At 63.0% G+C, this 13000-nt stretch carries 11 protein-coding genes and 1 tRNA gene; 5 read left to right on the top strand and 7 right to left on the bottom strand.

Annotation, left to right across the window (positions count from 1 at the left end; translation table 11 throughout):
- Positions 1-42: 42 nt before the first annotated feature.
- The 4 genes from K7B09_RS10530 to K7B09_RS10515 all read left to right on the top strand — a co-directional run bounded on the left by K7B09_RS10530 (position 43) and on the right by K7B09_RS10515 (position 6820).
- Positions 43-3288, top strand: coding sequence for a Calx-beta domain-containing protein (locus K7B09_RS10530; protein WP_223629418.1), 3246 nt, complete (start codon positions 43-45; stop codon positions 3286-3288).
- A 125-nt stretch (positions 3289-3413) separates the two neighbouring features.
- Positions 3414-4490, top strand: a complete 1077-nt coding sequence (gene pdhA / locus K7B09_RS10525) for a pyruvate dehydrogenase (acetyl-transferring) E1 component subunit alpha (protein WP_223629417.1) — start codon at positions 3414-3416, stop codon at positions 4488-4490.
- The gene (locus K7B09_RS10520) at positions 4487-5473 is read left to right on the top strand and encodes an alpha-ketoacid dehydrogenase subunit beta (protein ID WP_223629416.1); all 987 of its coding nucleotides are present in this window, start codon (positions 4487-4489) and stop codon (positions 5471-5473) included. Before pdhA ends, K7B09_RS10520 begins: the two co-directional genes overlap by 4 nt.
- 9 nt (positions 5474-5482) lie before the next feature.
- Positions 5483-6820: a dihydrolipoamide acetyltransferase family protein gene (locus K7B09_RS10515; RefSeq protein WP_223629415.1), complete on the top strand. Its 1338-nt coding sequence runs from the start codon at positions 5483-5485 to the stop codon at positions 6818-6820.
- A gap of 45 nt (positions 6821-6865) precedes the next feature.
- On the opposite strand, the gene K7B09_RS10510 is transcribed toward K7B09_RS10515, so the two are convergent.
- Positions 6866-8185 (bottom strand): tryptophan--tRNA ligase, encoded by a 1320-nt coding sequence (locus K7B09_RS10510; RefSeq protein WP_223629414.1) that lies wholly within the window; start codon positions 8183-8185, stop codon positions 6866-6868.
- A gap of 134 nt (positions 8186-8319) precedes the next feature.
- On the opposite strand from K7B09_RS10510, the gene K7B09_RS10505 reads away from it, so the two are divergent.
- On the top strand, positions 8320-9120 hold the full coding sequence (locus K7B09_RS10505; RefSeq protein ID WP_223629413.1) for a hypothetical protein: 801 nt from the start codon (positions 8320-8322) through the stop codon (positions 9118-9120).
- Positions 9121-9196: 76 nt separating this feature from the next.
- Here K7B09_RS10505 and K7B09_RS10500 read toward each other — a convergent pair whose 3' ends face one another.
- The 6 genes from K7B09_RS10500 to birA all read right to left on the bottom strand — a co-directional run bounded on the left by K7B09_RS10500 (position 9197) and on the right by birA (position 12908).
- On the bottom strand, positions 9197-9334 hold the full coding sequence (locus K7B09_RS10500) for an entericidin A/B family lipoprotein (protein ID WP_223629412.1): 138 nt from the start codon (positions 9332-9334) through the stop codon (positions 9197-9199).
- A 69-nt stretch (positions 9335-9403) separates the two neighbouring features.
- Positions 9404-10327 (bottom strand): arginase, encoded by a 924-nt coding sequence (gene rocF, locus K7B09_RS10495; RefSeq protein ID WP_223629411.1) that lies wholly within the window; start codon positions 10325-10327, stop codon positions 9404-9406.
- Between the two features lie 52 nt (positions 10328-10379).
- Positions 10380-10455 (bottom strand) — tRNA-Thr (locus K7B09_RS10490).
- A gap of 45 nt (positions 10456-10500) precedes the next feature.
- Positions 10501-11178, bottom strand: coding sequence for an SPOR domain-containing protein (locus tag K7B09_RS10485; RefSeq protein WP_223629410.1), 678 nt, complete (start codon positions 11176-11178; stop codon positions 10501-10503).
- A gap of 9 nt (positions 11179-11187) precedes the next feature.
- The gene (locus K7B09_RS10480) at positions 11188-11907 is read right to left on the bottom strand and encodes a type III pantothenate kinase (protein ID WP_223629409.1); all 720 of its coding nucleotides are present in this window, start codon (positions 11905-11907) and stop codon (positions 11188-11190) included.
- On the bottom strand, positions 11907-12908 hold the full coding sequence (gene birA / locus K7B09_RS10475; protein ID WP_223629408.1) for a bifunctional biotin--[acetyl-CoA-carboxylase] ligase/biotin operon repressor BirA: 1002 nt from the start codon (positions 12906-12908) through the stop codon (positions 11907-11909). Before birA ends, K7B09_RS10480 begins: the two co-directional genes overlap by 1 nt.
- Positions 12909-13000: the final 92 nt, after the last annotated feature.

Genomic DNA, 13000 nt, shown 5'->3' with positions numbered 1-13000 from the left:
CGAACCGACTATTTGGTTTGCTGACCATTTCCGGGAAATCACATGATCAATCTTCCACTGCAGCGCTTGGCGCTGGCAGCGATGGTGTTCTGTTCACCACTGGCAGCGCATGCCCAAGTCAGCCTGAGCGGCGGCAGCTACACCCAGAATTTCGACACCTTGGCCAATACCGGCACCAGTTCAACACTACCGGTGGGCTGGTTGATGAATGAGACGGGTGCCAGCGCCAATGGCACCTACACTGCCGGCACCGGCTCCAGCAATACCGGCGACACCTACAGCTTTGGCGCTGCCGGCAGCAGCGAGCGCGCATTGGGCAGCTTGCGCAGCGGCAATCTTGTGCCCTCGTTCGGAGCCTGCTTTGTCAACAATACCGCCAGCGCATTGGGCAGCTTCGATGTGGCCTACACCGGCGAGCAGTGGCGTCTGGGCACCGCTGCCCGCAGCGATCGCCTGGACTTTCAGTACAGTCTCAATGCCACCTCACTGACCACCGGCACCTGGGTGGATGTGGATGGGCTGGATTTCAGCACCCCCACCACCACCACCACCGGAGCCAAGGACGGCAATGCCGCTGGCAACCGTCAGGACCTGGCCGCCACCATCAGCAGCGTGTCGATCCCCATCGGCAGCACCTTCTGCTTGCGTTGGCTGGATGCCGATGCCACCGGGGCCGATGACGGCTTGGCCATCGACGATTTTTCGATCACCGTGGGCGGTGCTGCACTGCCCCAGCTCTCGATCAACAACGTCACCCAACTTGAAGGCGATAACGGCAGCACCCTATTCACGTTCACCATTGCCCTGAGTGCCCCGGCACCCGCCGGCGGTGTCAAGGTCAATTACGCCACCAGCAGCGACTCAGCCACGTCGGGGGTGGATTTCCTCGCCGCATCGGGTACCGCCAGCATCCCCGCCGGCCAGACCAGCACCACCGTCAGTGTGAGCGTACTGGGCGATACCGATCTGGAGATCAACGAAACCTTCCTGGTCACCCTCAGCAATCCGGTCGCTGCCAATATCGCATCGGGCGCGGGTGTAGGCACCGGCACGATTACCAATGACGACATCGTCATTACCTCGATCGGCGCGATCCAAGGCAGCGGTGAGCTTTCCCCGTTCAATGGCCAGTTGAAGATGACCGAGGGCGTGGTCACCGGCAAACGCAGCAATGGCTTCTTCCTGCAGTCCTTTGGCAGCGGCACAGCCGCCGCCGATGGCGATGCTGCAACCTCGGACGGCATTTTCGTATTCACCGCCGCCGCTCCCAATATGGTGGCCGTGGGTGACCATGCCCGCGTGGTGGGCACGGTGGATGAATTTGCTGGCAGCAGCGCCACCCCGACCACCGAGTTGGTCTCGCCCGGTGTGGCGGTACTGGCACACGGCATGGCCCTGCCCACGCCAGTGGAATTAACCGCCGCACTGGCCGGCCCGGCCAGTGAGCCGGCAACCATGGAGCGCTTGGAGGGCATGCTGGTCAGCGTGGCACAGGGCGTGGTCACCGCGCAGACCGATGGCAACATCAACGAACCCAATGCCACGTCAAGTGACAGCAATACGGCGTTTGAATTCGTGATTGCAGGCGTGCCGCGGCCGATGCGCGAACCGGGCCTGAGCATCCTCGACCCGTTCCCGGTACCACCAGCCAAGCAGGCCACCCTGCCATACTTCGACGCCAACCAGGAACGCATCAAGGCGTTCCCGTTACAAGGCACACGCCTGGTCGCCGATGCCGGCGCACCAGTAAGCAACTTGGTGGGCGTGCTGACGTACTACGGCGACTCGTGGGAGTTGCTGTATGACGTGGCCAACCCACCGGTCATCGGTGCCGCCAGCGCCAGTGCCGTCAGCGATGCCGGCGCTAACGACATCACCGTGGCCGGCTTCAATCTGGAGCGGTTCTTCGACAACATCAATGACCCAGCCATTGGCGAGCCAGTGCTCACCAATACCGCTTTCGCCAATCGTTTGGCCAAGACCGGCGCCGCGATCTGTGATTGGGTGAAATCGCCCGACATTCTCGGCGTGGTGGAAGTGGAGAACATCGGCACCCTGACCTCGCTTGCCAACTACATCAACAGCAATTGCGCACGCACACCGCAATACGTGCCGTATCTGCAAGAAGGCAACGACGTGGGCGGGATTGATGTCGGGTTTCTGATCAGCAGCCGCGCTGTGCGCACCGGCGTGTCGCGGGTGGAGGTCACTTCGGTGACCCAAGTGGGCAAGGACACCCGCTACGGCACCTCGCCACTGGGCTGTACTCCGAATGCGCCTGGCTGCACCTCGTCACTGCTGAATGATCGCCCTTCGCTGGTACTGCGCGCCGCAGTCAATTTCACCGACGGCCGTCACTATCCATTGACGGTGATTGCCAATCATCTGCGCTCGCTCAATGGCAACGATGATCCGGTCGATAGCCGCGTGCGTTACAAGCGTGCCGAACAGGCAATGTTCCTGGCCAATGTGGTGAACGATATGCAAATCGCCAACCCGGCCGAGAAAATCGTGCTGGTGGGTGACTTCAACGCGTTCCCGTTCAACGATGGCTATGTGGATTCGATGGGCATCATTTCTGGTCACGCGGCACCGGAAAATGCGGTCATCGAATATCGTGCCAGCCCCGTCGCCACACCGTTGGTGTTGGGTGATGCACTCACCGCGGATCCGATGCAGCGTTATTCCTATGTGTTTGGTGGCAATGCACAAACCCTGGACCATGCGGTGGTCAACCAGGCGCTGCTCAACGACCCGGCTCTGACTGGCCTGAGCGTGGAACACGCGCGCATCAACAGCAACTTCCGCGTGGCCCATTACGGCGAATTCAACCCGCCCTACACCGCTGCCAATCCGCCGCTGCGCGTCTCCGACCATGATCCCGTGCGTCTGAGCATTGGGGTGGTGCGCCCGGCCAGCGCGGATCTCGCGCAATCGTGGACGGTGCGGCAAATGAGCCTGCAGGGCGCATTCACCACGCTGACGCTACGCAACAGTGGCAGCAGTGATCTGAATGGCGTGCAGGTGTGGGTGGACATGGAGATCCCCGTGCCCTCCGTAGGCGGCGTGGCCGGTGGTGCTGGCTGGACCTGCGAGCGCATGAGCGTGAGCAGTTTCGTCTGCACATCCACCACGGTTGTGCGGGCCGGTTCCACCCATACCTTCAACGTCACCGTGAAGCCTCAGCGTAGTTTCAAACCCACCGATGTGCTGCGCTTCAGCGCCAGGTCCAGTGTGCTCACCGACCCCATTTCGGGCGACAACACATCGGTTCTCACGCTCCCCTGAGCCAATCAACAACAGGGTTTCAGACAAAACGCAGCTTCGGCTGCGTTTTGTTTTATTGCGCCGCGCAACGGTTTGTTAGCAGCTCGCCGGTATCATAGAGCGATTGCTCCAACGCGAAGGCCCCCATGAGCACCGCTGCCCATTTTGATATCGAATACCTGCAATACCTCAAACCCGACGGCAGTCTTGCCGGCCCATTGCCACCAGCCGTCCCCGACGCCGCATCGCTGCTGCCGATCTTCAAGCAGATGCTGTTTCTGCGCACCTTCGATGGCAAGGCCATTGCGCTGCAACGCACCGGCAAGTTGGGCACCTATGCCGCCAGCCTTGGCCATGAGGCTACCCACGTCGGCATCGGCTACTCGATGCAGCCGGAGGATGTGCTGGCGCCCAGCTACCGCGAATACGGCGCGCAGTTCGCGCGCGGCGTGCTGCCGCGCCAGGTGTTGCTGTACTGGGGTGGCGACGAACGCGGCAACCTGCTCACCGGTGGCCCCGCCCACGATTACCCGTGGTGCGTGCCGATTTCCACGCAAATGCTGATGGCGTCGGGCGCGGCACTGTCGTTCAAACTGCGCAAGCAAACCAAAGTCGCGGTGGCGGTGTGCGGTGACGGTGGCTCATCCAAAACCGACTTCTATGCCGCGGTGAATTCGGCCGGTGCGTTCCATCTGCCACTGATCCTCTGCGTGGTCAACAACGGCTGGGCGATCAGCGTGCCACGCAAGGCACAGACCGGTGCCGATACCTTGGCGCAAAAAGGTATCGCCGGTGGCCTGCACTGCTTGCAAGTGGACGGCAACGACATCATCGCGGTGCTGGAAGGCCTGCGCCGCGCGCACGAACGTGCCCGCAATGGCGAAGGCGGCAGCGTGATCGAATTCATCACCTATCGCCTGCATGACCACACCACCGCCGACGATGCGCGCCGCTATCGCGATGACGCCGAAGTCAAAGCCGCGTGGGAGAAAGAACCGTTCCTGCGCCTGCGCAAATTCCTGACCGATCAAGGCGTGTGGGACGAGGCACAAGAAAAAGCCTGGCTTGAAGACAGCGGCAAGCGCGTGGACGAAGAAATCAACGCGTATTTGAATACGCCCGTGCAACCGGTGGAAGCGATGTTTGATTACTTGTATGCGGAGTTGCCCAGTGAGCTGATCACGCAGCGCACCGAAGCGATGGCACGGGAGCACCGGGCATGAGCGCACAACCCATCACCTTGATTGAAGCCATCACCCAAGCCTTGGCGTATGAACTGCGCAAGGATGAGTCTGTGGTTGTGCTGGGCGAAGACGTGGGCGTCAACGGCGGCGTGTTCCGCGCCACCGCCGGCCTGTCCGCGCAGTTTGGCCCCGAACGCATCCTGGATACGCCGCTGGATGAAACCACGATTGCCGGCCTGACCGTGGGCATGGCCAGCCAAGGCATGAAGCCGGTGGCCGAGGCGCAGTTCGACGGTTTCATGTACCCGATGGTGGATTTCATCATCTGCCACGCCGCCCGCATGCGCTACCGCACGCGTGGCCGCTTGACCTGCCCGATGGTGCTGCGGGTGCCGTGGGGCGGCGGCATCCGTGCGCCGGAACATCATTCCGAAGCCAACGAAGCCATCTTCACCAATGTGCCGGGCCTGCGCGTGGTGATGCCCAGCTCGCCGCAGCGTGCCTATGGCCTGCTGCTGGCGGCGATCCGCGACCCGGATCCGGTGATCTACATGGAGCCCAAACGCATCTATCGCCAGTACAAGGAACTGGTGCCGGATGACGGCGAAGCCTTGCCGCTGGATGTCTGCTACGTGCTGCGCGATGGCAGTGACATCACCTTGGTGACTTGGGGCGCGCAGGTGAAAGAAACCCTGGAAGCGGCGGATGCCTTGGCCAAAGACGGCATCAGCGCGGAAGTGATCGACGTGGCCACGCTGACCCCGCTGGATTTCGCCACGATTGCCGAATCGGTGGCCAAGACCGGCCGCTGCGTGATCGTGCACGAGGCCGCCAAAACCGCCGGCTTCGGCGCCGAGATCGCCGCCCGCGTGGCCGAGGAATGCCTGTTCGACCTGCTGGCTCCGGTGGAACGTGTGACGGGCTACGACACCCATATCCCGCTGTTCCGCCTGGAAATGAAGTACCTGCCCAGCACCGACAAAATCGTGGCCGCCGCCAAGCGCGCCATGGCCTATTCGTAAGGACCGTTCATGAGCAAGAAATTTTTTCTCCCCGACCTTGGCGAAGGCTTGCCGGATGCCACCATTGTCGAGTGGCACGTCAACGTAGGCGATGTGATTCGTCTGGACGAGAATCTGGTGTCGATGGAAACCGCCAAAGCAGTGGTGGATGTGCCCTCGCCGGTGTCTGGCAAGGTGCTCAAGCTGGCCGGTGCAGCCGGCGATGTCATCGTCACCGGTCATTGGCTGGCCGAGTTCGAACTCGACATGAGCATGCCGCAGCGCGCGGAAGGCCAGGACACTGGCCATCATCACGGCGGCGCAGCGCATGCAGAACCCGAACCGGCAGCCCCTGCGCCGGCGGCCAAATCCGAGCCCGCCGATGCCGGCACCGTGGTCGGTGCCATGCAGGTGGGCAACGCGGTTGTCGCCGAGGCAGCGCTGGCGGTGGGCGGGGTAAAAGCCGTGCCCGCCGTGCGTGCCACCGCGCGCAAGCTGGGCGTGGATTTGGCACGCGTGCGCGCCACCGGACCAGATGGCACCGTCACCATGCAGGATGTGAAGCAGGCAGCGGCCAATCCGGCCTTGCTGGCGACGGCGGCGGCACCCGCGGCCACACATGCCACGGTGGCCCCCGTCGTTGCGGCGGCGTCCGCTGCACCTGCGTCGCGCAGCACGCTGTCGCAATCGGGCAAACCGATGCGCACCCAGCCGCCGGGCGTGGCGGCATCGGGGCAACCCGAACAACTCAAGGGCGTGCGCCGCAACATGGCGCGGGTGATGGCCGATGCGCATGCCAAGGTGGTGCCCACCACCCTGGTGGATGATGCCGACCTGCACGCGTGGATTGGCAAGCAGGACATCACCGCACGCTTGATTCGCGCGATCGTCACCGCCTGCAAAACCGTGCCGGCACTGAATGCCTGGTTCGATGGCGACAACCTCAGCCGCACCCTGCACCCGCAAGTGGATATCGGCATCGCGGTGGACACCGACGATGGCCTGTTCGTGCCGGCGCTACGCAATGCCGACATGCTGGATGCACGCGGCATTCGCGAAGGCATCAACCGCCTGCGCACGCAAGTGGAAGCGCGCACGATTCCGGCCTCGGAACTGTCCGGCTACACCATTTCGCTGTCCAACTTCGGCATGTTCGCTGGCCGTTATGCAACGCCGGTCGTGGTGCCACCGTGCGTGGCCATCGTCGGTGCCGGCAAGCTGTGCCATGACGTGGTGGCGGTGATCGGCGGAATTGAAGTACACCGTCGCATGCCGATCAGCCTGACCTTCGACCATCGCGCCTGCACCGGCGGCGAAGCGGCGCGCTTTCTGAAGGCGTTGCTGGATGACCTGGGGTTGCCGCAGTAAAGCCCCCCGCAAGCCCCCTCTCCCGCAAGCCGGAGAGGGGTTGGCTTACCCCTTCTGCCCCTCCAGCGCCGCCGCCACAAACGCCTCCAATGCGGCGTTGACTTCATCACTGCTCACGCCCTCACCCAGCATGAAATCGGCCACATCGGCATCCAGCGTGCCGCTTTTGATCGATGCAATCCGCTGCCCGGCATCGCGCGGGGAATCAAAGCCAGCGCTTTGCAACAGCACGCGCTCGCCTTGCACCAGCTTGAAGTAGAACTTGCCATCGGCATCCCGGTATTGCTTGAAGCTGGGCACCTCGGTATCGACAGATTTTGGGGGATTGCCGGCAGCGCTGGCCAGCACCACCTGCGACAAATCGCGCAGCCCCACCGCTTCGCGCAGGCGGCTGATCGCCGGCGTTGCATAGGCCGTGCGCAAGCGCGCTGCGCCGTCGCACAAGATGGCTTCAATCTCGCCGGGCTTGGCCATCAGAGCTTCATAGCGTTCGCGCAGCGGGGTGATTTCGGCATCAATTTTTTCGAACAGTGCTTGCTTGGCTTCACCCCACGCGATCCCATCTGCAAACGCTTGCGCGAATGCCGCGGTGTCGTCCTTGCTGGCGAAAGCCTGGTACAACTGGAACAGCGCCGAGCCTTCGGTACTCTTGGGCTCGCCCGGTGCGCGCGAGTCGGTGAGGATGCCGGCGATGCGTTTTTTCAATTCTGCACGCGGCACGAACATCGGGATCGTGTTGTCGTAGCTCTTGCTCATCTTGCGGCCATCCAGGCCTGGCAAGGTTGCCACGTTGTCGTCCACCAGCGCTTCCGGCAGGGTGAAAAATTCATCGCCGTAGATGTGGTTGAAACGCTGGCCAAAATCGCGTGCCATTTCAATATGCTGCACCTGGTCGCGCCCCACCGGCACTTTGTGCGCGTTGAAAATCAGGATGTCGGCGGCCATCAGCACCGGGTACATGAACAGGCCGGCGGTGATACCGGCATCGTCGTCTTCACCTTCGGCGCGGTTCTTATCCACCGCCGCTTTGTAGGCATGCGCACGATTGAGAATGCCCTTGCCGGCCACACACGTGAGCAACCATGTCAGCTCCGGAATTTCAGGGATATCCGACTGCCGATAGAACCATACCTTGGCCGGATCCAGGCCGCAGGCCAGCCACGCCGCGGCGATCTCCAGGGTGGAACGCTGCGTGCGCGCCGGATCTTGCGCCTTGATCAGGCTGTGGTAGTCGGCGAGGAAATAAAAACTCTCGGCATCGGCCGCACGTGCGGCGGCAATCGCCGGACGGATGGCGCCGACATAGTTGCCAAGGTGGGGGGTGCCGGAGGTGGTGATGCCGGTCAGGACGCGGGTCTTGCTCATGCGGGGCTGCGCTTGTCATGCGAAATCAATCGCCATTCTAAAGGTACAGACCTCAAGACATCGGGTTAACCCCGTTTTGCGGCGCCATGCGTTGACCGTCTTGCAGCGCACCCCTTGCGCCTCTGGAGACCGCCATGTTTCGCCCACTTGCACTCGCCCTTGCCCTTGCCGCATCCACTGCATGCAGCTTGCCCGCCCACGCCCGCGACATCGTCACGCTGGGCGTGGTGGATCGAGACAGCGGACAAACCCTGCCCGAATACCCATTTCGTGGCCAACATTGGGTCGCCGGCGTGCCCGGCCACCGCTACGCGGTGCGGCTGACCAATACCAGCGGCGAGCGCGTGCTGGTGGTGTTGTCGGTGGATGGCGTGAACGCAGTCAGCGGGCAGACCGCCGCACCCTCGCAAGCCGGTTATGTGTTGGGGCCGTGGGAGTCCGCCGAAATCGCCGGCTGGCGCAAATCGCTGGATGACATTGCCCAATTCGTATTCACCGACCTGCCCGATAGTTATGCCGCGCGCACCGGTCGCCCGGCCAATGTGGGAGTGGTGGGAATCGCGGTGTTTCGTGAATATCAGCCGCCCCGCCCGCAATATGCACCGCCGCTGGCCGCGCAAGAACAAGCACGCGACAGCATGGCCAAATCCATGCCGGCACCGGCTCCACCAGCTGCCGCCAACCGCGCGATGGCAGAGGCCGATGCGATGCCACAACAACTGGGCACGGGCCACGGTCAGCGCGAATGGGCACCGGTGGGGCAAACCTCGTTTCAACGGATGAGCACACGCCCGCAGCAAGTCAGCCAAGTGCGCTATGACGATGTGAATGCACTGGTGGCGATGGGGGTAATGCCGCCCCCGTATGCACCGTATGCACGAACGTCACCACGCGCATTTCCGCAAGGGTTTGTGGCGGATCCGCCACGCTGGTAATAAGTCCAGGCAGTCCTCCCCATGTCATTGGGGAGGACTGGTTTGTGGGCACTTATGGCCGCGCCCATCGGTGCTCCTACTTTTTGCCGGATGCGTCTTCGATTTTTTCGCCGACTTTCTTGATGTCCTTACCTGCGCCATTCACGGTATTGCAGGCGGTCAAGGCGGCACTGGCGAACACGGTCAACAACAGCAGGGCAAATAAGCGTTTCATGGAAGCCTCGTGACGGGGTGGAAAACCACATTAAACCGCGTCCCCGCTAAAACTGCACATGAACGCGCATCAATCGCGCATCAGGGTCGATTTGCCAAACAGGCTTTCCACCAGATCCACCGCCAGCTTGGCGGTGGCATTACGGCGATCCAATGCGGGGTTGATTTCGACCAGATCCAGCGACCCCAGGCAGCCGCTATCGGCCACCATTTCCATGATGAGTTGCGCTTCGCGGTAGTTCACGCCGCCGGGCACACGGGTGCCGGTGCCGGGGGCAATCGCTGGGTCGAGCATGTCCACATCAAAGCTGACGTGCAGATGGGTGTTGGCATCCATACCTTCCAATGCTTCTTCCATCGCACGGCGCATGCCAACTTCGTCGATATAACGCATGTCATAGATATCCAGCCCGTGCTCTTGCACCAAACGCTTCTCGCCCGGGTCCACCGAACGGATGCCGATCTGGCGCACTTGGTCCGGACTGATGGCCGGCGTGATCCCGCCAAACCCGGTTAACACCGTCGGCCCCATGCCGCACAGGCAAGCCACCGGCATGCCGTGAATATTGCCGCTGGGGGTAAGCTCGTGGGTATTGAAATCGGCATGCGCATCCAGCCACAACACACGCAACTGTTTACCCATGCTGCGGCAATGCGCGGCCACCGCCGCGATCGAACCAATCGCAAGGCAATGGTCACCGCCCAGCAAAATCGGCATCCGCCCGGCTTGCAGCTCACGGGTGGACACATCAAACACGCTACGATTCCACGCGGTGACTTCATCCAAATGCCGATAGCCATCGACCGGCGCACTGACCGGATTGCGTGGGCCACTGACATCGCCTACGTCACGCACATCCACGCCGCGGGCGGCAATGGCATCCACCAACCCTGCCACACGCAAAGCCTCCGGCCCCATGGATGCGCCACGCTTGGACGCGCCGATATCCGTAGGAACACCGAAGATGGACACCGGTGGATAGCTACGCTGCATACGAAAACCCCATGAATGCGCCGCCTGCGGCTCTGGCGCAAGCTGGGCGTACTGGTGCCGCTTGTCCGAATCGAACGGACGACCTACCGCTTACAAGGCGGTTGCTCTACCTGCTGAGCTAAAGCGGCATGGGTGCGCATTCTACCTTGCTCGACGTGGGCTGTCCGCCCGAATCAATGCAATGTGCTGCAATCCAGAGGCTGTGCGGGGGCGATGCGTACCAAATCAACGCGGTGCGCAGACTGCGGCAACTGTGCATCCAGCCATGTCTGTGCAGGAATGCCACCAATCGCCGCGACCTGTGCGGGAAACCCCTTGCCCCGCAATTCGGACTGCCGACGTTGGGCCGCGGACTCACTGCCGAAGCGCCCCAAGGCAATGCTGTTGATGTCGTCGCCCTGGGTCATCACGAAGAGGTCGGCTACACCCGCGCTCTTGATTTTTTCGGCCAGCGCCAGTGCCGCTTCACGTGATGCCTGCGCCGGCAAGTACACCTTCCAGCCACGCACCTCGCGTGCCGGGCTGTCATGTGGACGCGGGTCAACACCTGCTTGCTGCAAGCGCACACGCGCTGCATCCCGCGCGCTGCTGCTGGCAAACGGGCCAAACCGCAAACACACCGCCGTGGCCGCCACCGGCGGCGTAGCCACGGGTGCAGAGGTGATTGGCTCAACCGTGCGAGCAGCAGGCACAAGCGCGGTTGCTGCCGACTGTTCATCAACCAGCTGCAGGCTGGGCGTGCGCGTACTTGGCGAGCTTGCTGGAGTGGTCGCCAGCGGTTGCAAGACCCACCACCCAGCAGCCCCCAGATTGAGCATCACAAGCATGACGATGGCAGCGCGCAGTAGCATCCGTGCAGTTTATGCGATTCGCAGCGCATGCCAACGCGCCAAGCCTTGCAGGACCGCATCGGGCACCCAGTCATGCACGGGCAAGTGTGGGCGCAGCGCCTGTGCGCCACCGCCATGCACGCACAGGCGCGGCACCTGGCCCAGCAGCGTAGTGGCATGGCGCAGGCTGCGTTCGATCAAGGCCAAGGCCGCCCCTTCGCAGCCAGAAGCCAGAGCCGGGGCGGTGTCATCTGCAAATTCGGTGTAGTCACCGCCGCGGGCGGGCAATTGCGCCGCGCGTGCGTGCAGGGCTTCGCGCATCACCTCAGGCGACGGCGCGATGCGGCCGCCCCCGTGCCGGCCATCCGCGCCCAGCACATCCAACGTCAGCGCAGTGCCCACGCCAAGTACCAAGGCCGCGCGGCCATCGGCAGCCGCCAGCATCGCCAAAAACCGATCCACACCCAGATGCGCAGGATTGGCGTAGGCAATGCGCAGTGGCCCCAACGCAGGTTCGGTGTGCACCCGATGCAAGCGTTGGAAGCGTGCGCACAAAGCGTCCAGTAATGCCACCCGCCGCGCCGGCGAGGCCACACTGGCGATACAGGCCACCTCACCTTCCGGCAACGCCGCCAGCCACGCTTCGGCATCGTCATGTGCCACCGCGTGCACCGCGCCCAGTTGGCCATCGGCCACCAGCGGCGCGTATTTCAGGCGGGTATTGCCCAGATCCAACAGCCACGTTGTCATCACCCGGCCACCTTGGCCGCACGCACGCTGACATCAGCTGCATGCACATGACGAATTTCACCCGCTGCATTGCACACCCGTAGTGCGCCATCTTCGCTGATGCCCAGCGCCTGTGCATGCCACACACGCGAGGCTTCATGCACGCATACCGGGCGCCCAGCCAGTACATCCAACGCGCTGAAGCGCGGCAGAAAGGCAGCCAACCCCAGTGCGTCAAACTGCTCCAATGCAGGCAGCAGATGTTGCAGCAACATCGCCACCACCGCATTGCGTGACGGCGGCGCATGCGGCAATGACTGCATGTCCACCCAGGGCTGGTCGAGGTTCCGGGCCGTCGCGGCAGGCATTCGCACGTTCAGGCCAACCCCAATCACCGCACGTGCTGCGCCGCCAGCTTCGCCGCCACCTTCCACCAGCAAGCCACCCAATTTGCGCAGGCCATCGCCATCGGTCACCACTACATCATTGGGCCATTTCAGGCCTGTTTGGGTGAAGCCCAGTGCGTGCAACGCCTCGCACACCGCCACCCCTGCCACCAGGCTCAAGCCACCCAAGCGCGCCAAGCCACCATCGAAACATCTGGCCAGCGACAGATAGATATGTGCAGCCAATGGCGAAGCCCAAGCGCGCCCGCGACGCCCGCGCCCGCCCGTCTGCCGCTCGGCCAGCAGCACCGCACAACCGGCGTCCGGAGTCTGCCTGCGCAGCAGTTCGCTATTGGTTGAATCCAGGCTCCACACAATGTCCAGTGCGGTCAATTGGGGCTGCACTGCCAAGGGCAACAAGGCGCGAATGTGCGTGTCATCCAGCCAATCCAGTGGCTGTGCCAGCGCATAACCACGCCCCGGCGCAGCTGCCACGGCAATCCCGGCCTGCCGCAGCGCCTCGATCCGCTTCCACACCGCGGCACGCGTCAATCCCAGCTCCGCAGCCAAGTGATCGCCACTGACCGGGCCGCGCTGCAGGCGCTGGAGCAGTGCGCGCTCGGCGGTCTCACTCATGTGGGCTGCCGCCATTGGGTAGATGGACGGCGCTCAGTTGCGCGGCGTGGTCACGAGAGGTCGACATGTGCAAAATCATACGCAAGCACTTG

This window comes from Thermomonas beijingensis, from assembly GCF_020034655.1.
GTDB lineage: Bacteria > Pseudomonadota > Gammaproteobacteria > Xanthomonadales > Xanthomonadaceae > Thermomonas > Thermomonas beijingensis.
The sequence above is the reverse complement of the archived record's forward strand: the minus strand, read 5'-3'. Positions and strand labels throughout refer to the sequence as shown.

Bases quoted from the DNA above. Each gene is read 5' to 3' on its own strand.
- K7B09_RS10530 (WP_223629418.1), top strand. From the start codon at position 43: ATGATCAATCTTCCACTGCAGCGCTTGGCGCTGGCAGCGATGGTGTTC.
- pdhA (WP_223629417.1), top strand. From the start codon at position 3,414: ATGAGCACCGCTGCCCATTTTGATATCGAATACCTGCAATACCTCAAA.
- K7B09_RS10520 (WP_223629416.1), top strand. From the start codon at position 4,487: ATGAGCGCACAACCCATCACCTTGATTGAAGCCATCACCCAAGCCTTG.
- K7B09_RS10515 (WP_223629415.1), top strand. From the start codon at position 5,483: ATGAGCAAGAAATTTTTTCTCCCCGACCTTGGCGAAGGCTTGCCGGAT.
- K7B09_RS10510 (WP_223629414.1), bottom strand. From the start codon at position 8,185: ATGAGCAAGACCCGCGTCCTGACCGGCATCACCACCTCCGGCACCCCC.
- K7B09_RS10505 (WP_223629413.1), top strand. From the start codon at position 8,320: ATGTTTCGCCCACTTGCACTCGCCCTTGCCCTTGCCGCATCCACTGCA.
- K7B09_RS10500 (WP_223629412.1), bottom strand. From the start codon at position 9,334: ATGAAACGCTTATTTGCCCTGCTGTTGTTGACCGTGTTCGCCAGTGCC.
- rocF (WP_223629411.1), bottom strand. From the start codon at position 10,327: ATGCAGCGTAGCTATCCACCGGTGTCCATCTTCGGTGTTCCTACGGAT.
- K7B09_RS10485 (WP_223629410.1), bottom strand. From the start codon at position 11,178: ATGCTACTGCGCGCTGCCATCGTCATGCTTGTGATGCTCAATCTGGGG.
- K7B09_RS10480 (WP_223629409.1), bottom strand. From the start codon at position 11,907: ATGACAACGTGGCTGTTGGATCTGGGCAATACCCGCCTGAAATACGCG.
- birA (WP_223629408.1), bottom strand. From the start codon at position 12,908: ATGAGTGAGACCGCCGAGCGCGCACTGCTCCAGCGCCTGCAGCGCGGC.